15 protein-coding genes, 1 tRNA gene and 1 pseudogene are annotated in these 19,678 nt (G+C 41.8%); 10 read left to right on the top strand and 7 right to left on the bottom strand.

What is annotated here, in order from left to right:
• Positions 1 to 4 precede the first annotated feature (4 nt).
• From ACP69U_RS12185 to brxL, 3 genes are all read left to right on the top strand, one after another.
• Positions 5 to 2,086 (top strand): GmrSD restriction endonuclease domain-containing protein, encoded by a 2,082-nt coding sequence (locus ACP69U_RS12185; RefSeq protein ID WP_426138643.1) that lies wholly within the window; start codon positions 5 to 7, stop codon positions 2,084 to 2,086.
• Between the two features lies 1 nt (position 2,087).
• Entirely contained in the window at positions 2,088 to 4,358 is a 2,271-nt protein-coding gene (locus tag ACP69U_RS12180) for a hypothetical protein (RefSeq protein ID WP_426138642.1), read from the top strand.
• Positions 4,359 to 4,454: 96 nt separating this feature from the next.
• A complete protein-coding gene (gene brxL / locus ACP69U_RS12175) occupies positions 4,455 to 6,506 on the top strand; it encodes a protease Lon-related BREX system protein BrxL (RefSeq protein ID WP_426138641.1) in 2,052 nt (683 codons plus the stop codon).
• Positions 6,507 to 6,673: 167 nt separating this feature from the next.
• Here brxL and ACP69U_RS12170 read toward each other — a convergent pair.
• From ACP69U_RS12170 to ACP69U_RS12150, 5 genes and pseudogenes are all read right to left on the bottom strand, one after another.
• A pseudogene (locus ACP69U_RS12170) lies at positions 6,674 to 6,757 on the bottom strand (IS5/IS1182 family transposase); the annotation flags it as partial.
• 653 nt (positions 6,758 to 7,410) lie between these two features.
• Positions 7,411 to 7,728, bottom strand: coding sequence for a hypothetical protein (locus tag ACP69U_RS12165; RefSeq protein WP_426138640.1), 318 nt, complete (start codon positions 7,726 to 7,728; stop codon positions 7,411 to 7,413).
• 10 nt (positions 7,729 to 7,738) lie between these two features.
• On the bottom strand, positions 7,739 to 8,032 hold the full coding sequence (locus tag ACP69U_RS12160; RefSeq protein WP_201613213.1) for a hypothetical protein: 294 nt from the start codon (positions 8,030 to 8,032) through the stop codon (positions 7,739 to 7,741).
• Complete coding sequence (locus tag ACP69U_RS12155; RefSeq protein ID WP_426138639.1) at positions 8,029 to 9,252, bottom strand: tyrosine-type recombinase/integrase; 1,224 nt, start codon at positions 9,250 to 9,252, stop codon at positions 8,029 to 8,031. The genes ACP69U_RS12160 and ACP69U_RS12155 overlap by 4 nt, the downstream gene beginning before the upstream one ends.
• A 16-nt stretch (positions 9,253 to 9,268) precedes the next feature.
• Entirely contained in the window at positions 9,269 to 9,484 is a 216-nt protein-coding gene (locus tag ACP69U_RS12150) for a hypothetical protein (RefSeq protein ID WP_011513303.1), read from the bottom strand.
• 196 nt (positions 9,485 to 9,680) lie between these two features.
• Here ACP69U_RS12150 and ACP69U_RS12145 point away from each other — a divergent pair, with 196 nt between their 5' ends.
• A complete protein-coding gene (locus ACP69U_RS12145) occupies positions 9,681 to 9,905 on the top strand; it encodes a helix-turn-helix domain-containing protein (protein WP_105245245.1) in 225 nt (74 codons plus the stop codon).
• A gap of 428 nt (positions 9,906 to 10,333) precedes the next feature.
• Here ACP69U_RS12145 and ACP69U_RS12140 read toward each other — a convergent pair.
• Positions 10,334 to 10,408 (bottom strand) — tRNA-Gly (locus ACP69U_RS12140).
• Between the two features lie 261 nt (positions 10,409 to 10,669).
• Between ACP69U_RS12140 and ACP69U_RS12135 the strand changes: the two genes are divergently transcribed.
• The 3 genes from ACP69U_RS12135 (at position 10,670) to ACP69U_RS12125 (ending at position 14,859) form a co-directional block, all read left to right on the top strand.
• Entirely contained in the window at positions 10,670 to 12,340 is a 1,671-nt protein-coding gene (locus ACP69U_RS12135; protein ID WP_314885028.1) for an alpha-keto acid decarboxylase family protein, read from the top strand.
• A gap of 193 nt (positions 12,341 to 12,533) precedes the next feature.
• Positions 12,534 to 12,869, top strand: a complete 336-nt coding sequence (locus tag ACP69U_RS12130; RefSeq protein WP_227676529.1) for a GlpM family protein — start codon at positions 12,534 to 12,536, stop codon at positions 12,867 to 12,869.
• Between the two features lie 214 nt (positions 12,870 to 13,083).
• A complete protein-coding gene (locus tag ACP69U_RS12125; RefSeq protein ID WP_426138638.1) occupies positions 13,084 to 14,859 on the top strand; it encodes a potassium/proton antiporter in 1,776 nt (591 codons plus the stop codon).
• 40 nt (positions 14,860 to 14,899) lie between these two features.
• Here ACP69U_RS12125 and ACP69U_RS12120 read toward each other — a convergent pair whose 3' ends face one another.
• Positions 14,900 to 15,799, bottom strand: a complete 900-nt coding sequence (locus ACP69U_RS12120; RefSeq protein WP_060491318.1) for a LysR family transcriptional regulator — start codon at positions 15,797 to 15,799, stop codon at positions 14,900 to 14,902.
• Positions 15,800 to 16,032: 233 nt separating this feature from the next.
• Between ACP69U_RS12120 and speB the strand changes: the two genes are divergently transcribed.
• The 3 genes from speB (at position 16,033) to ACP69U_RS12105 (ending at position 19,584) form a co-directional block, all read left to right on the top strand.
• Complete coding sequence (gene speB, locus ACP69U_RS12115; RefSeq protein ID WP_055125012.1) at positions 16,033 to 17,001, top strand: agmatinase; 969 nt, start codon at positions 16,033 to 16,035, stop codon at positions 16,999 to 17,001.
• 124 nt (positions 17,002 to 17,125) lie between these two features.
• On the top strand, positions 17,126 to 18,859 hold the full coding sequence (locus tag ACP69U_RS12110) for a 5-guanidino-2-oxopentanoate decarboxylase (RefSeq protein WP_314885027.1): 1,734 nt from the start codon (positions 17,126 to 17,128) through the stop codon (positions 18,857 to 18,859).
• A 50-nt stretch (positions 18,860 to 18,909) separates the two neighbouring features.
• Positions 18,910 to 19,584, top strand: a complete 675-nt coding sequence (locus ACP69U_RS12105; RefSeq protein WP_426138637.1) for an FAD-binding protein — start codon at positions 18,910 to 18,912, stop codon at positions 19,582 to 19,584.
• Positions 19,585 to 19,678 lie beyond the last annotated feature (94 nt).

Below are 19,678 nucleotides of genomic sequence, written 5' to 3'. Positions count from 1 at the left end.
GTAAATGGACTTAAAATCAATACACGATATTTTTACAAGTCGTATCCTAAGGATACCGTCTTATCAGCGAGGTTATTCTTGGAGTAACAGTGAAACTGGCGACAACGTCAAAGCTGAAAATTTAAAGAAAATAAAAGGTGAACTGATAGATCTCTGGAACGATATTATTAATATCCCTCAAGGTAAATGGCACTATACAGGCCTACTTACTCTAGTAGGGGTCAAAGACTGCGAGTATCCATGGCTACCAAGATATAAGCAATTTGCTATTGTAGACGGACAGCAACGCATCACTAGCATTCTTATCCTTATAACAGTCATGTTAGAAAAAGCTGAAAAGCTTGGCATAGAGTTTGGGATACGAGAGGGCGATACAACCATTCGTTACTTACATATCGAAAAAGATGGTCTATATGCGTATATTTTTGGCTATGACCAAGATAACCCAAGTGATAAGTTTTTTAGACAACATATACTAGGGCTAGATGGAGTAGAAGACGATAGCCGTGAAAGCGTCTATACCGAGAACTTAAAAAATGCCAAATCCTTCTTTGAGAAAATGGTCAGTCAATATTTGAAAGAGTCTGATAACGAAGAGCAATGCTTGCAGGAGCTATTTGATCGAGTAACTGGTGGCTTACGCTTTAATGAATATATATTACCAGAGGACCTTGATGAATACGTCGTTTTTGAAACGATGAACAATCGTGGCAAACCATTATCTGAGCTAGAAAAGTTAAAAAACCGTCTAATGTATTTAAGTGATAAGTTTGAAATGAAAGCAGACAACTCAGAGAGTTCGTCGTCAGAGTATTTTACAATAGCACAGAAGCAAGACCTTATAGATTCTATCAATAAAGGCTGGATAACCATTTATCAGGCTTTGGGAGCAAATAAAAAATCTCCTTTAAGTGATAATAATTTTATCAAAGCCCATTGGATCACTTATTTTGACCGCTATAACCGTAGTGAGTCAAATGCTCATGCAATACATCTATTCAATGAGTACTTTACGCTTGAGCGTGTCTATGAAGGGTTGCTTACTGCAAATGATATTCGCCACTATGTTAAGTCACTACAAAGCTGCGCCGTTATATGGAATAAAATCCATTACCCTAGGTTTTTTGAAGCTCATGAAGATAACATAAAATCAAGTATTCTAGGCCTTCATCGTGTGGGTTTTCAAGCATCGTTTAAACCTCTTGTACTAGCCGCATTAAGACAAACTAATGCTAGCGACTATCTGCCAATGATTCAAGCATTAGAGAGCTACGCATTCAAGGTGTTTGACGTATCAGACAGACTTTCTCATACAGGTAACAGTAGGCTTTATCGTCGTGCTCCAAGAGTTTATTACTCAAACATATCTGCTCAAGATGCTTACAATGAAATAGAGAACCAAACTAAAGATTATTATGTTTTTTTATTTTTCAAAAATCAGATGCAAAATATTCATGAAGCGAGGGGCTCCAAAGGCTTCTACGGTTGGTCAGGGATACATTATTTTCTATTCGAGTATGATTCTTTTTTACGTGATAAAAACCTCACTTCTACCCATGCTAGTAAAATAAATTGGCAGGACTTTAAAGATAAGAACACTATTGAGCATATATACCCTCAAAGTGCAGCCCTAAGCTATGATCAATACTGTAAAGGTGAAGATACTCCTGAAAAAAAGTTAGCCTATCAAAAAATACAGCAGAAATGGTCAGCTTTTGAAGACTATACACCTGATCAAAAATTGAGGCTCTGTAATAGTTTGGGCAACTTACTCGCTATATCTCATAGTGATAATGCTAGCTTTAGTAATGACCAATTTGACCATAAGGTAGACCAGTCAAATAAAGGTCCTGGTTACAAAGCAAGAGGGTATCGTTACGATTCAATGAGTGCACAGATAGTTGCTAATAGATATCTTGATTGGACACCAGAGACTATAAAAGAAAGAGGACTTTCAATGCTAACAGCGCTCTTGATCATGATTGGTGAAACTACTGATAAGTTGAATGAGGAAGAGGCTTTGGTCATCTTAGGTCTAGAGTTCATGATTAATAATAATGTTCAGCAGCTTGTAGAGGAAAATTAGTGTGATTGATACTTGGTTTAAGAAAGACTTATCACGCATCCATGAAAAGCATCCAGTAGCAGTATTCGTTGATGAAAGCGGTGAAGCTGAATTCTTACTAAAAACTCTGGGAAATGATAGTACGATTTATCGCACCAATAGTGAGTTGGGTGAGCTAGAGGCTAAGTATAAGGTTGAAAAAGCGCTACAGCAAAACTCTATGTTGGGTCAAAATTTTGTGATCTATACTCATCTAGCTAAGAGTAAGCTTACCTTTATACGTGAGTATTGTGAGACTAATGGTTGTATCGAAATACGCTATTTACAAAAGTATATCAGTGATAATGTTCACGAAACATTGAACATTAATATCAACCTACCTAAAGAAGACCTGATAGCGGCCGCTAAAGTGAGTGTTGGGAAGGATCGTACTTATTGGATGGATCTAAGTCATAAAGGTGCTTCTGAGATATTTGATCTTAAAAAAGAGCTGCTTCCTTTCGTTCATGACCCGAAGGCTTATGAAACAGAAAAGTATGATCAGGAAATACGTACAACTTTTTATCGTAAAGTTAACGATCTTCTTGGCCAAGAATATATGGACAAGCCAGCCAAAACATTAGCTGATGAAGTCGTCAAGGCTTTATTAGATGGTCTAGCGACCAATAGCTCTAATGGCACGCTAATGGAAGTGTACTGCACTTGGTTAGACTCTATGAGCTATCGTGATTCATTTGCAGCTTACCTGGCTAAATACACGTTAGATGCGAACGTGGATGTATGGCGAGTTGATCCAAACCACCCTTTTAGGCAGGTAGATAATAATTGGCTAAAGCAAATAGGTCACAAGTTGGCCAATAACAAGCTTGAGCAAGGAGAGAAGTCACAGCTTATAGCTAGACTCAAACAACGCAATAAGAGCAAGCAGGCTCAAGCTTTGGGAATTACCTTTTGGAAAGATATCACTACCTTGCTTGAGTTTGAGCCTAACAACATTGCCTACCTAAATACTTTTGCTGAATGTGTTGATTATTATAAAGATCACTTTAGCCCTTTAGATACAGCAATACGTAATCTATATACTGAGTTTTTGCAACAAGACGATGTTCTTGATCCTTTTCAAGAGTTGTATAAAGGCTACGTTGCCTTATTTTTAGATAAATGGTTTATGTATTTCGATCAGTATCGAGAAGATCAAACTGGCATATTACAAGACCTCATCGATTCAAACAGCGGTAAGATTGCTGTTATCGTAGGTGATGGGGTCGCTTATGAGATCGCTGAACAGGTAGCGATAAAGGTCGAAAGCTTAGGCAGCGACAGCAAGCTAACACGGAAACACATTCTTGCTGATTGGCCTTCTGTCACTGAAAACAACATGAGCCATATTTATATCTCTGATGGCACCGTTGAGCCTATACAGAGTAAGCGTGAAAAATATCTCACAGCGAAAAACTCTGAAACTAGTATCGACTATATACGTCTAGATGAAGTGAACGATGAAGCTTTAACAGGTCGAGTACTAATTTGTACTTATAAAGACATCGATGACATGGGAGATAAGCTTAACAGTAAAGCACTAAAATACTTCCCTGAATCCATCGATTTTTTTGGTGAAAAAATCAACCAGTTATTAAAAATTGGTTATGCAAAAGTTTATCTCATTACTGATCATGGTTTTGTACTAACTGGGCTTCTAACTGAAGCTGATAAGATTGTTAGTAAGCCTACAGGCGACACAAGTATATATGAACGTTATATGTGGACTGTGAACAAGCAGGATAACAATTTTGCAGAGAAGTTTGTTGAGAAAGCTAAAAGCTACAAAAACTTTAATTATCTTTACTTTGCTAAAAGTATGAGTCCTTTCAAAACGCCTAGTACTTATGGGTTTGCTCACGGTGGGCTAGCTCCTCAAGAGCTGGTAACGCCATATTTTTGTTGGTCAAAAGACAGTGACGAAGGATTGAATTTAGAGGTATCTATTGCTAATAAAAGTGAATTGTTTAGCGTCACTGGAGAGCTCTATCGAATAGCACTGAAAGCAAATGCAAGTGAAGTAGATCTGTTCACGCAAGAGCGAAAGGTCATGCTGTTATTTTCAGCTAATAAGAGCATGATCAATAAGAGTGATGTGATAGCCATTCAAAGTAACAGCGAGATCGGTAAAGAGTATACCTTTGATAGTCATAACGAAATTGAGGTGCAACTCATTGATGCGGTAACGAAACAGCAGCTTGATCGAGTTGTGGTCAAAAAGAATAATGATCGTGACTTGGGTGGGCTTTTCTAAAAAGCTCATACTTCATTATCAGTATCGATATTACTATTAGAGCTTCTTTTAATTTTCCTAGCGGTATTTACTAAGAGTTAAAACAAGGAATTGGCAATGTTTGTCTTAAATGAGTTAGACCAAAAACTCTTAGAGCATTTTAAAGGTTATGTGGTAAAAAAAGACTTAGTACGCTCAGTCAAGGTAGGGGCTAATGTACCTGTCTTTGTATTAGAGTACTTAATTGCTAACTCTTGCTCGACTGATGATGAAGAAAAGATTAAAGAGGGGATGAGTAACGTTAAGAAGATTCTTAGCGAGCACTATGTGAATCCTGAAGAAAGTGCCTTAATCCACTCTAAGATACGAGAAAAAGGTCGCTTCAAGATCATTGATAAGATTTCAGTTGAGTTGGACTCTAATAGAGATGTGTACTGGGCTAAGCTACAAAATAGTAATATAAGAAATGGCAATATCTCGGATCGTTTAGTCACAGAGCATGAAAAAATGTTGATGGGTGGCATATGGGCGATCATTGACGTTGAATACGACTCTGATATCAAAATAGGCCAAAATATCTATCCCTTTGTTATCAGTAATATCAAGCCAATACAGCTATCTACATTTGACAACAGTAAAATAATTAGTAAACGTAAAGAGTTTACTAAAAGTGAGTGGCTAGATGTTTTATTGAGAAGCTGTGGTTATGAGCCTAATGCAGAAGGTGTAACCGACCGCATCAAAATGTTGTTGTTATCTCGTCTACTGCCCATGGTTGAAAGTAATTTTAACTTCATTGAACTTGGACCACGATCGACTGGTAAATCATTTGTATTCAAAGAGCTAACACCCTACGCAGTATTGATATCTGGTGGACAAGGAACAGTTGCCAAGCTGTTCGTGCATGGCACCACCAATAAGGTAGGTTCAGTAGGACAATGGGATGCTATCTGTTTCGATGAAGCGACAGATAAGATTTTCAAAGATCGAGATGCCATCCCCCTAATGAAAGATTACATGGAGTCAGGATCGTTCTCACGAGCTGGAGCGGGAGGAGAAATTACTGGTGTCGCTTCGATAATTTTTAACGGTAATATTAACCAACCAGTGGAAACAGTCCTACAGACTTCTCACCTATTTAGTCCGCTTTCAGATGAGGTAAATAACGATACAGCATTTTTGGATCGTATCCATTTTTATCTTCCGGGTTGGGAGATGATCAAGTTTTCACCTCATCATTTCACCTCTAATTTTGGCTTTAGTACGGATTATTTTTCAGAAGCACTCAAATCTTTACGTAGAGTGACCTATACAGACGTCCTAGAGGATTACTTTTCGTTAGGGTCTCATCTTAAGCAGCGTGATACCAAGCCTGTTAAAAAGACTGTCTCTGGCTTTATTAAGCTAATGCATCCAGATGGGGAGTACACCAAAGAAGATGTTCGAGAGTATCTAGAAATTGCACTCGAAATGCGACGACGTGTCAAAGAGCAGCTTAAGCGTATTGGCGGTATGGAGTTTTGGGAGACTAACTTTTCTTATATCGACAAAGAAACTCAAGAAGAGCACTTCGTTGGTTTACCAGAAGAGAAAGGCTCGAACTTAATAGAAAATACACCATTACCACCAGGCGTCTGTTACACCTGTACTAGTGATGGTGATAGTTTGGCTTTGGTTAGAATCGAGGCTGTAGTCACCTCTGGATCAGGTAAGATGTATATATCTGGAGTTAATAATACGGTTGTTAAAGACAATATCAAAAACACCTACCAGTATATAAATGCCAATGAAAAAACGATTTTGAATGAGCAGCATTCTCTTAAGAATTACGATATAACTATTCAGATCACCAATATGCTAGGCGCTTCAATATCATCAGGTATTGGCTCAGCTGTGTACATAGCCATAGTGTCAGCTTTATATAAAAAGAACCTTAAGTCTGGACTTGCTGTACTTGGGAATATTTCTGTCGGTGGTGCTGTGGAGCGAGCTATTAACTTTGCAGATAAAATTACTATGCTGTCTGATAACGGTGCGAAGTCTGTGGTCGTACCAATTGATAATTTATCAGAGCTAACAGGTATACCTGCTACGGTGTTGGGTAACACTGACATACAGTTTTATCAAAACAATCAATTGCTAATGCAAAAAGCTATTCTTGTGGATTAGGTTTTAATAACTATTAATTGGAGGTGTCCTACATAACTATTACATCCCCTTTTTAACTGATTGTTTTAAATTCAATAGTTGATGCTGTGGGTCACTGCGATTAAAGCACCACTCACGTTCAGATGGGAATGCTCTTTTGGCACCCCGTTAAACTTACGCAGATGATTAGGATTGCCTAATGCATCTGTTCGAGTATGTGTTTTAGTTGTCAGACCACCTTTGCTGCGTCCAATGGCTTGAGCTCTTTTGCCCTAGCATGCTAATGCTAATGGACTGTAAAAATATTGGCATCTATCATGGCATACTCATCATCTGATTGTTTGGACAGCTGATTAAAAATCTACTCCCATATGCCTTTTTTGACTAGCGAATAAAACGAGTATGAATAACTACGAAGTAGCCAAAGCGTTATGGTAGGTCATGCCAATGGATGCTTCTTTATATAGTCACAGCACTTTTAAACCGCTACGGTGTTACCCGCCCTAGATGTACTCAATATACTATCTGCGGTCGGTCACCTTGTAGCGATTCTAAAATTCCTTGACTATAGTGGCACAGAACTGCTTCTACGAATAATATTTTGTCTATTGCGGTAACATCAATGTTACTTGATCGACCTTGTAGTATGTCTTTAATCCTCTCACATTGATCATCACTTAGGACATTTCGCCTTGTCATAGTAGTTGAGCCCAGTTTGCTATATATAGAATTAGTATAGCTTATCCTAAAATGACTGTACCAATTTATCCCACGCCTTAGGACAACCCCTAGTCTTTTATTAAAACATGGTTGTTATGAGCGCTAATTATTATGTCAAATAGGATTATTAAACTGATTAATACTCAAAGAGTAATAGAAAAAAAGCCAGGCAGTCTAAGCTGCCTGGCTTTAAAATTTGAACGACTTATCTATGATTATGTTCCCGCCATACAGCATGCTCACATACCTCACAGCACCAATTATCTTTTGCTCGCATATAAGGAATGTCTGCTGGTATCTGTAAAGGACACACATAACCACAGTACTCGCATCGCACATCATCTAAATAAGCAAAACACTCACCGATTGTCTTGAATAGTACTTGTGTGCCAATCTCATACTTCTCACAGAGGGTTTCTACATGTGCGATATAATCACTTTCGTTATCATATGCCCAGTAATCCTCACAGATTCTTAGATCGCGTGCGTTCTGCGTCATATTTGGCTGAAGCTTTACACTCATCACATTCTCCTCAGTAGCCGCCATAGCCAGGCTGCGGTAATAGCTCATAAAGCTCGCTCTGAAGCTGAAAACGCATATCCTCAATCACATAGTCAAGACTGTCATCTAAGCGCTTCTGCACCCATATACGCATCGCCATATCGTTATCAAAGCAGTGCTTCACTCCCAAGAAGCGTGCGAGGTTATGACCCGATGAAATATAAAACTCACGCATCAATGCATTAGCAATCTTATTCGCATCTTCACTGATTGCACCGTCAGGCTTAAACTCAGCAAATAGCTCTTCATAATTGATAATTGTCATAGTGACGTCTCCTTGTCAGTTTGTGCATTAGAGCTATTTGCTGCGCTGGTTAACTTCTCCTTGCTCGCCAGTAGCAAATTATCCATCGCTGAGCCATCTTGGCGGGTGATATCAGGCACATAGCGGCTATATACCCGAAACAGCATCTCTGTACTACTGTGACCCATCTGCCGAGCTATCCACTCAGGGTTCTCACCAGCAGCGAGCCAAAGCGTCGCTGCGGTATGCCGAGTCTGATAAGCACGCCGATGTTTGAGACCGAGTAGGGCAAGCGTAGGCTTCCATACCCGCCTGTTCACATTACGGTACTCCATCGGATTGCCTTGTGAATTGCAAAATACAAACTCTGACTTACCAAAGGTACGTTCCTTCTGCTCTAGTAGGGCGTCATAGACCAACTGCGACATCGCAATATCACGTTGTGAGCCTAATGTCTTTGTCGGACCCATCTCACCGTTTACTAACGCACCACGGATACTGATTTCACGCCGATCGAAGTTAACGCAGTCCCACTTAAGCCCATCGATCTCACTGGTACGCATCCCGGTGAAGAAGCGAATGGTGTAGTAGGGCTTATAGTCCGCGCGCACATGCTTTAAAATCAGCCATACCTCACTCAATGTAAACGGGTTTACATCCGGACGAGCTTGCTTGAGATTCTTAATATTTTTATAAGGCATCTCAAACTCATGGCGATCTGACGCTTCTTCTAGTATCATACGAAGAAGTATCATGATCTGATTGATTCGTGCTACTGACAGACTTGACTGACCATCTTTACCGTAACGAACTTTGGCGAGAGAGCTACGGAAGGTCAGCAAGTCTGGTTTTTTTATGGCATGTACTGCTTTACCACCAAACTCAGGCAACAAGTACTTATCAAGAATAATCTTTATTTTTTGCCGATAGCTTGGCCGCCATTCAATCTTCTTCTCCTCATACCAAATCTCTGAAAACTGCCTAAAGGTAGGGTTGCGACTGATACAAGCTTCCGCTCTATCAGCCAGTGCATTCATTTCTTGTGCTCGTTCACTCTTTGGGAAGTAAGTAGCGTAGTCAAAGATACCTAAGGTGATTTCAGCTTCCATTTTTTTCAAGATTTGCGCTAATTTTTTACGATTAGCTGGATTGTCTTCTAAACTGGTTTTCTCTCGACAGCGCTTACCTAAGTAGCGGAAGTCAACGACCAGCTTGCCAAACCGTCCTCGCATAGTAGCCATAGTAATTCTCCTTTTATTACTGAAGTGCCATACCGTTGATGGCGCTCATAACTGGCTTACACATATCCTCTTCGATACGCTCCCATACGTACAAAATCTTGCGACCGCCGAAAGGACGAATGTAATGGATGTTTTCAATCAAAACGGTGTCTTTCATTTGATTGCGGATAGTACGTGCGTCGTACTTGATGCGTTCGGCTAACTCATCAGTTGTTAAATAAGTATTGCTCATAGTGTTTACCTCTTTTCAGTTATTAAGTAATTGCATTAAGTGATAGAATAGAAAATATTTTATCAGCCTGTAAAAATGCACCTTTGAAGTATCAGCTGTGATTTACCTGCTTAGAGGTAATTAGTAACCGATTTGTGTACTATATTATCTTTTTACCTCAATGTAAAGCATTTTTACCCGAAAAGAGGTATTAATTATGATTGTGTCTAAACTCCCTGTAATTTTGGCAGAGAAAAAGTTGCGTGTAGCAGATGTTGTAAGAGCAACAGGTATGAGCAAATCAACCCTTCATAAGTTATACAATGAAGAGTCATCAAGAATTGACTTCAATACCATCGACCAGTTATGTGAGTTTTTAGATGTGCAGGTGGGTGACTTATTTATTTATAAGCCAAATAATAAAGATAATGAAGAGTCTTGAGGACCTACAAAGTTGAAAAAGATGCGCAGAGCAATAAGTGTGAGAGCCTTATATATATGACGTTCCAAGGCCTACAATTAAGGTTGGGGTTATTTTTAAAACTTACTTTTTCATGATTTGGTCACGTTTTGGTCACGCTATGAGCTCAACATACAAAAGCAGTAAAAAAGGAAAAGTGATGTTAAGAAAATATTTCTTAGCATCGCTTTTTATAAAGATAAGAATAATAAGTTGGGGTCAATTACGAAATTAGTGTTTATAGCGTGGGCACGAAATGGTCACGTTTTGGTCACGGTGCTGATTTTTGAGCTTTTAATATGTTAGATGAACTTAACAATTAGACTGAATAGCTCATGCTGAAAAACGCTACAGCCCTTGAAAATTGGACAAAAAAAAGCCTCACTGTTAAGTGAGGCTTTTTAAGTATTTGGAGCGGGAAAAGAGATTCGAACTCTCGACCCCAACCTTGGCAAGGTTATGCTCTACCACTGAGCTATTCCCGCTAATTATCAATTAACTATCGTTAGTTGATGAAGGCGTATTATACGCATTTTTTTGAACGTGTCAACAGTTAGTATGAAAAAAAGTAAAAGATAGTAAATTGCCATATTATCCTAGCCTTCATCTGTGATATAACAGATTGTTGTAATCTATATTCCAAAAGCTTTGCTTTCTATAAATAGGCTGGAATACAGTTTTATAATGACTTTAACCATATTAATCATTTTTATGATTTATAAAGATAACACTTAAGGATAAGTACTATGAGTCAACAATATACCATCGCTGATTATTTGTTTGATCGTGTCGCAGAAGCAGGCGCGTCAGAGATATTTGGCGTACCTGGTGATTTCAACTTAACTTTTTTAGACAATATTATCGCCTCTGATAAGCTGCGCTGGGTGGGTAACACCAATGAGTTAAATGCAGGTTACGCAGCTGACGGCTATGCACGTGAGCGCGGCTTTGCGGCGATGGTGACGACCTTTGGGGTGGGAGAATTGTCAGCGATTAACGCGACCGCAGGCTCTTTTGCTGAGTATGCACCAGTGCTTCATATCGTGGGCGCGCCAAGTACGGCTCTACAAGATTCAAAGCGCCGCATCCATCACTCACTTGGTGACGGCGTGTTCAATCATTTTATTAAAATGGTAGAGCCGGTCACGGTAGCACGAGCGCAGCTTACCCCTGAAAATGCTGCCTCAGAAATCGATCGTGTGATTCGCTTAATTCTTAAAAAACATCGCCCGGGCTATCTGTTACTATCGCCTGACGTTGCTCGTCAACCTATTTATCCACCGACTACAAAGCTTGTGGATAGCCAAGAAGACATCACCAGTCAAGCAGCATTGGCAGATTTCAAACAAGCGCTCATAGAATTTCTGCCAAACAAAACCACGACGCTGATGGCAGATTTGATGGTGCATCGTTTAGGGCTGCAAAATCAGCTTAAGGCATTGATTGCCGATACGGATATTCCTTATACGACGTTGTCATGGGGCAAAACTTTGCTTGACGAAAATAGTGAGCGCTGGGCAGGGACTTATGCTGGCGTGGCATCACGTCCCGTGGTCAAGGATGCAGTCGAAAACTGTGAGTGCTTAATAAAAATCGGTGTGCAATATACCGATACTACGACGGCGGGTTTTAGCCAAGACATTGATGAAAATACAGTGGTTGATTTGCATTATGAGCGCGCGAGCATTGCTGGCAAAAATTTTGCGCCCATTGCCCTAAAAGACGCCCTAAAAACGCTACATGAAGTCTTGACCTCAGATATTAATATTGTGCCAAAGCAGTTCTGTAAAGAAGTCAAGCCGCATGAGCAGCAGGGTAAGGACAGCGAGGCTATTCTTCAAGATGATCTATGGCATATCATTGCCGATCATTTAGATCATAATAATTTGGTGTTTGCAGAACAGGGAACGGCGTATTTTGGCATCAGTGATGTGCGTTTACCAGAAGGCGTGACTTGTTATGGACAACCAATGTGGGGCTCGATTGGTTATACGTTGCCGGCAAGTTTGGGTGCGGCTATTGCATCGCCAAACAAGCGCAGTGTCTTATTGATTGGTGATGGCTCAGCATTATTGACCATTCAAGAAATCGCGGTGATGATTCAAGAGCATATCAATCCAGTGATTGTACTGATTAATAATGATGGCTATACCGTGGAGCGGGCGATTCATGGTGAAAACCAGCGCTATAATGACATTCCTAAGTGTAACTGGCAGATGATGCCAAAAGCTTTTGGTGCCACCGATGATAATAGTCTGCTGCTAAAAGCAGAAACAGCAGGCGAGTTAAAAGCGGCTCTTACGCAAGCAGCGGCTGTAAAAGACAAGTTGGTTATGTTAGAGGTCATCGCTGATAAGCATGATATCCCGCCACTACTCGCCGATATCAGTGCCGCACTGAAGCCAAAAAATGATTGAGTGAGTAATAAAAAACTCGCTTCATAAAAATGAATAGCCCCATTTAGCCCCATTGCTAGATGGGGTTTTTTGCACTTTTTTATCATATAGATTAATTAATCAGCGATGGCTCTTATGTCGGTTTGCAGACTTTAGTATCATGGTGGATTGGGCTATTTCCAGCCCTTATCATTCCATAGGAGATGACCCCGTCGTGATTTGGTTAAAAATGCTTATTGGTGCTCTAATGGTATTGGCGATTCAATTATTCGCGCAAACCAGATTTTTTTATTTGGCAGCACTCGCGCCATTGTTCCCCACATTTACATTAATCAGTCACTTTATTGTAGGTACTGAGCGTAGCCCCGCTGATTTAAAAGTCGCATTAATATTTAGTATGCTCGGTGTCATACCGCACCTTATTTATACCTTTGTGGTATTTTTTAGCATCGGTTACGTCAGCTTATATAAGGCATTACTGTTCGGCGTTGTCGCTTGGACAATAGCCGCAGCGATTTTGGTCCTTACATGGCAGTACATTCAGGCTTAGTTGTGGTTAGAAAAAAACGTAAACTCTGTCAAAGGGCAATATATCAAAGGTATATATAAAATTCGGTACATATTTCTACAGATAATTTTTATAGATTCGGTCGTAGATGTTATGCTTAAGAGCGATTTTATGGTGTGACCTGTAGCAAACTAAGATTAGAATTATCACGATAACTCCACTCATTACAATTTATAAAAATAGGGCTTAAAAAAAGATGGATACCTTAAATATCATCTATCTCGTAGGGGCATTGTTAATTTTCGCCAGTATTATGGCAAGTACGTTATCGGCGCGCTTAGGCGTTCCGCTATTGCTGTTGTTTTTGATCGTAGGGATGTTGGCAGGCGAAGATGGCATTTTAGGTATCGAGTTCGCCCAATACGGGCTTGCTAACTTTGTCGGGCAGGCGGCTCTTGCCTGTATCTTGTTAGATGGTGGGCTACGCACGTCTTTTAAGTCATTTCGAGTGGGTCTCAAGCCTGCTATTACCTTAGCCACTTGGGGCGTACTTGCGACGGTAATAATACTGGGTATATTCGTCACTTGGCTACTCGATGTTGATTGGCGTCTTGGTTTGTTGATGGCGGCCATTGTTGGTTCAACCGATGCAGCAGCGGTGTTTTCGCTATTGCGTAATGGCGGCGTCAAACTTAACGATCGTGTGCAAGCCACATTGGAGCTAGAATCGGGCGCGAACGATCCTTTGGCTATTTTGCTGGTGACAGGATTAATCGCTTTAAATGTTGATCCCGCTGGACAGACAATACTGGGCTTTTTAGGGTTGTTATTACAGCAGCTTGGCTTTGGTTTGGGCATGGGCTTACTGTTTGGTTATTTATTGGCAAGGCTATTACCAAAAATACACTTGGCAGAGGGTATGTATGCCATTTTGATCATGTCTGCGAGCCTGGCAGTTTTTGCCGCGACTAATCTGATTGGCGGTAGCGGATTTCTGGCAATTTATCTCACTGGTGTGCTAATTGGCAACCATAAAGTGCGCTCAACTGAGCATGTGATGCGGGTGATGGATAGCTTTGCGTGGTTGTCACAAGCGGTATTGTTTGTGGTACTAGGGTTATTGGTGACGCCATCGCATGTGATTGATGTTTGGTATTACTCCGTCGCGATTGCCGCTTTTATGATTTTTATTGCTCGCCCTATTGCGGTCTATATCAGTGTGAAACCCTTTAAATTTAAAGATAGAGAAATTGGCTTTATTTCTTGGGTTGGCTTGCGCGGTGCGGTTCCTATTACGCTTGCCATATTACCGGTGATGGCGGGAATAGATGGCGCTTTTATGTTGTTTGATATTGCTTTTGGCGTGGTGGTTTTGTCTTTGGTTTTACAAGGCACAACCATTCCTTTTATGGCAAATTTATTCAAAGTGCGTATTCCTAGTAATAAAGACCCAGAAGAAGAGCATGAGGTTTGGGTATCTGACAAAGCAAGCATTACTTTATATGAGTTTGAAGTAAAGTCAGGGGCATTTGCGATTGATCGTCATCCAATGGCCATCTCTAAGCGCATAAGCCCTAATGAAATAAGTGTCTTTGCCTTGGTACGCAGGCAGCATATTATCGTTGTTGATGAAAATACCAAGCTCAAATGCGGTGATAGGGTGTGGTATGCGATGACAGGGAACCACGCCACCCAAATTGCTAAGATTTTCAATGACACGACCCTTGACCATAAAGCCATGGATGATTTTTATGGCGATTGGCTGCTATCCCCAAGTGTGAAGCTTGGAGATTTACCGTTTTTTACCAGTATTATGGCGTCTGAGTCGCTTGTCGATAAACTCAAATCCAAATCTGAAGACAGCGCCAAAAGCATGTGGGATCAAACAGTCGCTGAATATATCAATGATAGCTTAGAGATAAAGCCAGTATCGGGTGATACGGTCGATATCAATGACGAATGGTCGTTGGTCATAAAAGAAGTGGATGATAAAGGAAAGCTTAGAACGATTGGTTTAAAGCATCTAAAGTGATTAACAGTAGGGTAGCTATGTAGCTATTTGCCGTCATTATTCACAAAAGACGCGTCATTTGACTTAAGAATTCGGCGACTTGTTTGTGTAAGTTTTCTCGATAAGCCCAATGATGCTTGACCTCGTAACTGGCCTCATTGGGCAGTAGTATTTTCATCAGCCCCATTTCTTCATAACGCTTGGCTAAATCATTGGGCAAGTAACCAACATGATGACCCGCCAGAATGAGCTGCGCAGTTGCCTCCATGTGATAAGTGGTGGCACTCAAAGTTTTTGGGCGGACATGATTGATACTCAAATCGGTAATATAGCCTCGTTTTATCCATGGATAGTTTTGTTCCAAATCCTCAAATGTTAACCCTTCTGATTCATAAAACAATCGATGCTCGCGCCCACAGCACACCACTTGTTTTTCAATAAACGCTGGTTGAAAAGTGAGTAGTGGTGGAAAACTGCCAAAATATCCCACACCAATATCACTCTCGTTGCTTAGCAGCTTCTCTAGCATGCTTTCAGGGCTTTGCACATCGATAGAAAAGTGAATAAGGGGATTGTCACGATAGCTAGCAGCCAAGCATTGGCGCAAGGCGTCATAAAAAAACGTCGGCATCTGGTCAATGAGACACAGTCGGATATGACCGCCACGCACCGAATCCAATTGGCGAATATAGTGCAGTTGATGCTGAAAACTGGCAACCGCTTCGGTAAAACTCAAGCAAGCTTCATATACTGCTGCACCATCTTCTGTGAGCTTAAAACCCGCGCGTCCGCGATGACAAAGCGTCATGCCTAAGCGATCTTCTAAATGGGTCAAATGACCACTAATGACAGAGGTCGTCACATTTAAGCGAGACTGTGCGGCTGTCACGCCCTGACATTCTACGATTGCCATAAAGCTACGCAAGGTTTTGATGTCTATTTTTATCAATTCATCTAGCATCGGTCATTATTCCTCAGTACCTCTGATGTCCATCAAAATGCATCTTCTATTTATCACTTTTCTAACATCAAATTTATATCAAACTTCTGATAATAACGGTTAAATCTAAATTACTACGAAAAATCAGAAGTTTACTTCTAAATTTTACCATGGTCTGACTTCAAATATTTAGGTATTGTCAAAGCATATAAAAAATTGCCTATTTTAAACAAACTGAAACAAGGATGTGATTTATGAAATTCAATCAACCATTAAGCGGCAACGATATGCCAAGATTTGGCGGCTTTGCTTCTATGATGCGCTTGCCGACTCAGGCCGATGCAGAAGGGTTAGATGTGGCGTTTGTGGGTGTGCCTTTAGATATCGGTGCGTCAAACCGTAGTGGTGCGAGATTGGGCCCACGACAAATTCGTGATGAATCACGCATGATTCGTCCTTATAATGTCGCCACTCGTGCAGCGCCTTTTGAGTCTTTACAAGTTGCTGATATCGGCGACGTGCCTATCAATACCTTTAATCTCTTAAAAAGTATTGATATCATCGAAAAATTCTATACCGATAAAATCGTGAATCATGGTGCTATTCCATTGACTTTGGGCGGCGATCATACCATTGCCTTGCCTATCTTGCGTGCGCTTGCCAAAAAACACGGCCCTGTCGGCATGGTGCATATCGATGCGCATGCAGATATCAACGATGAGATGTTTGGCGAAAAAATCGCTCATGGTACACCGTTCCGCCGTGCTGTCGAAGAGAACTTAATCGATGGCAACCGCGTGGTACAGATTGGCTTACGTGGTACAGGCTATAGCGCCGAAGAGTTTGATTGGTCAACCCAACAAGGCTTTCGTGTTGTCCCTGCCGAGGAATGCTGGTACAAGTCTCTGACGCCATTGATGGCAGAAGTACGCGAAAAGCTCGGTGATGGCCCCGTCTATTTAAGTTTCGATATCGATGGTATTGATCCTGCGTTTGCACCGGGTACGGGCACTGCTGAAATCGGTGGCTTGACCTCAACGCAAGCGATAGAAATCATTCGCGGTATGCGCGGACTTGATGTGGTGGGTGGCGATTTAGTAGAAGTGTCTCCTCCTTATGACCCCTTTGGTAACACCTCAGTATTGGCGGCAAACTTACTGTTTGAGATGTTATGTATCTTACCGGGTGTGCGCTATGACGATAAGGTAAAGGCGGTGTATTAAGAATGATTTGTAATCGCAAACTGCTTTTATCAAGCTGCTTTTTATAATGGATTAAAGGGCAGCTTGGGTTTTGACACTGAACAACTTATTTAAACGCGATTGAACTTTTTAGGATGATTAACTCATGACGCAAACGCTTCAAACATCTTCTTCAGCGCCCGCCACGCCGTCTCTGACATGTGGTGAGCTGCTCGTACAGTGGCTAGAGTATTATGGGGTAGAGACCGTATTTGGTATTCCGGGTGTGCATACGGTCGAGCTATATCGTGGTCTGCCAAACACCAACATTCGCCACGTGACACCGCGTCATGAACAAGGTGCGGGGTTTATGGCTGATGGCTATTACCGCGCGTCTGCCAAAGTTGGCGTGTGTTTTATCATCACAGGTCCGGGTATGACGAATATCATGACGGCCATGGCGCAGGCGTTGGCTGACTCCATCCCGATGTTAGTGATTTCTAGTGTTAATAAAGTGGCAGATACGGGCAGCGGTGAAGGGCACTTGCATGAATTGCACGATCAGCAAGGTATGGTCAGCAAGGTAGCGCTCACGAGCAAAACTATTTGGCAGCCTGAATCGTTACCCAAGGTCATCGCTGAAGCGTTTGCATTATTTAATGGCGCACGTCCAGGGCCAGTGCATATCCAGCTGCCCATTGATGTGATTACCGCCGATGCCAGTCATGTCGCAAAGCCCTCTGATTTAACTCCTTATTTAAATAACTTTGCAAAAAATTCGACTGATGCACATGGTTTAACGTCACCTCAAGTAATGAGACCGCTGCCCAATCCTGCGCAATTAGATTTGATCGTTGAATCTCTAAAAGCGGCAAAAAATCCAGTGATACTTTATGGTGGTGGCTGCGTCGATGTCGATCATGACGCGCAGACTCTAGCAGAGATTATCGATGCACCGACGTTTTTGACCATCAATGCCAAAGGTTTGCTGCCACCTAGCCACCCATTAAGTTTGGGTAGCAATCAGTCATTAGAGGCAGGTCGCGCCGTTATTGCTGAGGCTGATTGGGTGTTGGCGATTGGTACTGAGCTGGGTGAAACTGATTATGATGTGTTCTTTAACGGCCAGTTCAAAATCAATGGCACGCTGATTCGTATCGACTGCGATGCCCAGCAATTACAGCGTCCTTTTAGAGCCGATATCGCGGTATTGTCCGATGCGCAAATGGCGGTAAGTGGTCTATGTAGTCGTTTAAAGGGTCAGGTGTTAAATCATCAAGCGGTATCACGAGTAAATGAGGCAAAACAAGCACTATTAGCAGGAATGACACCAGACTTTGCGGGTCAAAATGCGCTACTTCAATTGATTCGAGATGAAGTGAAAGACGTCATCTTCGTTGGTGATTCAACGCAGCCTGTCTATAGCGGCAATCTTGGTTTTGAGGCATTGGCGACGCGTCGATGGTTTAATTCATCGACTGGATTTGGCACGTTAGGTTATGGTTTGCCTGCTGCCATTGGCGCCATGATTGGTTCCAACAGTCCAGTGGTCAGCTTGATTGGCGACGGCGGTATTCAGTTTACGATTGCAGAACTTATCTGCGCCGCCGAGCTTGAGCTGCCATTGATTGTGCTGCTGTGGAACAATCAAGGCTATGGCGAGATTCGTCGTTATATGGAAGAGGGCGGATTGCCACTAATCGGGGTTAATATTAAGACGCCGAACTTTGAGCCGCTGGCAGCAGGATTTGGTGCAGGTTATCGCAGAATCACAGCCAAACAGCAATTGCTCGACGCTTTAAAAGAAGACATCAAGGGCAAGCAACCCATCATTTATGAAGTTGATGAAGCCGACGACTTTTTGATTGAAATGGGTATGACGTTTACCTGCTTTAGCTAATGTTAATACGTCAAATATAATAAAGGCTGGTCGCTCAAGGAAGAACGTCTATGATGCCACATGCTAACCGCTCGTCTGGTCGCTTAAGTACCTCGCTGGCAAGCTTATTAACGGATTTATCCGCCGTTGTTGGCGCGACCAATGTATTGACCAAACCCAGCCAGCAGCAGTCGTATACACAAGGGGCGATTGCTTCTATCACCGATGCTGTCGCGGCAGTTGTGATACCAGACTCTCTTGTGGCACTATGGCGCGTCATTAATCTCTGTGCGGCGGCTGATGTGATTATTATTGCACAGGCTGCTAACACAGGGTTGACCGGAGGCTCAACACCGTACGGAGAGTACGATCGAGCAGTCGTCGTAATTTCTATGCAACGATTGGGCGGTGTTCATCTGCTCAATGATGCAGCAGAGCTTGTTGCTTTGCCTGCGGCTAGCCTCCAGCAGTTGGAGTCTCAGCTTGCGCCATTAGGGCGTGAGCCGCATTCAGTGCTGGGCTCAAGTTGTGTTGGTGCTTCGGTGATTGGCGGTATTTGCAACAGCTCTGGCGGTATGTTGGTGCAGCGTGGTCCGGCGTATACCGAGATGTCGCTATTTGCCAAACGTAATGCCATGGGTGAGTTTGAATTAATCAATCACTTGGGCATTGATTTAGGTGCGGATCCAGAAGAGATGCTTAGAAACTTACAAACTGGCACATTAGACCTCTTGCAAAAGTCATAAACCAAGCTCGAAATTCACAACAGCGGCGAATAGCTTCATTCTAAGATCATAGCGCTGACGACGGTTGCGATATTTATGAGCAACAATTTTGAAC

The organism is Psychrobacter sp. TWR1-1-1 (genome assembly GCF_049895865.1).
GTDB lineage: Bacteria > Pseudomonadota > Gammaproteobacteria > Pseudomonadales > Moraxellaceae > Psychrobacter > Psychrobacter immobilis_A.
Note: the sequence above shows the minus strand (reverse complement) of the source record. Positions and strands in the feature narration are given on the sequence as shown.

Coding starts and splice junctions, on each gene's coding strand:
- ACP69U_RS12185 (WP_426138643.1), top strand. CDS start 5: ATGGACTTAAAATCAATACACGATATTTTTACAAGTCGTATCCTAAGG.
- brxL (WP_426138641.1), top strand. CDS start 4,455: ATGTTTGTCTTAAATGAGTTAGACCAAAAACTCTTAGAGCATTTTAAA.
- ACP69U_RS12165 (WP_426138640.1), bottom strand. CDS start 7,728: ATGAGTGTAAAGCTTCAGCCAAATATGACGCAGAACGCACGCGATCTA.
- ACP69U_RS12160 (WP_201613213.1), bottom strand. CDS start 8,032: ATGACAATTATCAATTATGAAGAGCTATTTGCTGAGTTTAAGCCTGAC.
- ACP69U_RS12155 (WP_426138639.1), bottom strand. CDS start 9,252: ATGGCTACTATGCGAGGACGGTTTGGCAAGCTGGTCGTTGACTTCCGC.
- ACP69U_RS12150 (WP_011513303.1), bottom strand. CDS start 9,484: ATGAGCAATACTTATTTAACAACTGATGAGTTAGCCGAACGCATCAAG.
- ACP69U_RS12145 (WP_105245245.1), top strand. CDS start 9,681: ATGATTGTGTCTAAACTCCCTGTAATTTTGGCAGAGAAAAAGTTGCGT.
- ACP69U_RS12135 (WP_314885028.1), top strand. CDS start 10,670: ATGAGTCAACAATATACCATCGCTGATTATTTGTTTGATCGTGTCGCA.
- ACP69U_RS12125 (WP_426138638.1), top strand. CDS start 13,084: ATGGATACCTTAAATATCATCTATCTCGTAGGGGCATTGTTAATTTTC.
- ACP69U_RS12120 (WP_060491318.1), bottom strand. CDS start 15,799: ATGCTAGATGAATTGATAAAAATAGACATCAAAACCTTGCGTAGCTTT.
- speB (WP_055125012.1), top strand. CDS start 16,033: ATGAAATTCAATCAACCATTAAGCGGCAACGATATGCCAAGATTTGGC.
- ACP69U_RS12110 (WP_314885027.1), top strand. CDS start 17,126: ATGACGCAAACGCTTCAAACATCTTCTTCAGCGCCCGCCACGCCGTCT.
- ACP69U_RS12105 (WP_426138637.1), top strand. CDS start 18,910: ATGATGCCACATGCTAACCGCTCGTCTGGTCGCTTAAGTACCTCGCTG.